This is a genomic window from Pseudoalteromonas sp. BMB (assembly GCF_001709235.1).
GTDB classification, from domain to species: Bacteria; Pseudomonadota; Gammaproteobacteria; order Enterobacterales; family Alteromonadaceae; genus Pseudoalteromonas; species Pseudoalteromonas maricaloris.
This window is the reverse complement of the sequence record NZ_MBQA01000033.1, coordinates 1-633: the sequence shown is the minus strand read 5'-3', so window position 1 is coordinate 633 and position 633 is coordinate 1. Positions and strand designations below refer to the sequence as shown.

At 50.2% G+C, this 633-nt stretch carries 1 protein-coding gene and 1 pseudogene; both read right to left on the bottom strand.

From position 1 onward, the window contains the following. Window positions 1-435, bottom strand: a pseudogene (locus BB427_RS02805) (contractile injection system protein, VgrG/Pvc8 family); the annotation flags it as partial. Continuing rightward, a partial coding sequence (locus BB427_RS24365) for a hypothetical protein (RefSeq protein ID WP_175401228.1) occupies window positions 383-633 on the bottom strand: 251 nt, incomplete at its 5' end. The pseudogene BB427_RS02805 and the gene BB427_RS24365, both read right to left, overlap by 53 nt.

Here is a 633-nt window from a genome sequence, read left to right as displayed (position 1 = left end):
CAACACAATATGCGGGGTTTTTGGGGTGTCATCAAACATCAATAGGTTTTGGTCGCGAGAGCCGAGCACGTTTTGGGTGTTATTGGCGCTAGTAACAACGGATGGTTGGGTGTCGTTAAGGGCAAAGCCTAACAGGTAACTTTGGTCTGGGTCGTTGTTCATACAACCGATGAGCACATTACTGTCTGGCAGGAGTGGAAAGTGTAATCCTGTAGGCTGCTTTTGACCGCGACAGGCATATTGTGTGAGGCGCTTTACCGACTCGGTCACCTGACTATCAAAATGTACTTGTGTGGCATATTGCCCTTGGGTATCTAAGTGAGGATTGGCCTTTGACCCCGACAGCGAGCGCACTGTTGCGGTAAACACCATCGGTTTTGGGCTATGCTCTGGGGGCGCGATACGTATTGGCTCGAATACAGGTATAATCGCCACCTTTCGCTGTGCCCAATTTACCATTTAACGAAAACGAATAACCGGCATTGGCTCCGGCTACGTTTCCTACCAGCGTGACTTCATTTTTACCTTGTTGATAGGCAAGCTCGAGATTACCGGTGCGCTCAAATTGCTCAGCAGGATTGTGTGCAGCAGGCTCAAAATAGCTACGCTGCGCCGAGCTGACCGAAGTTGGCG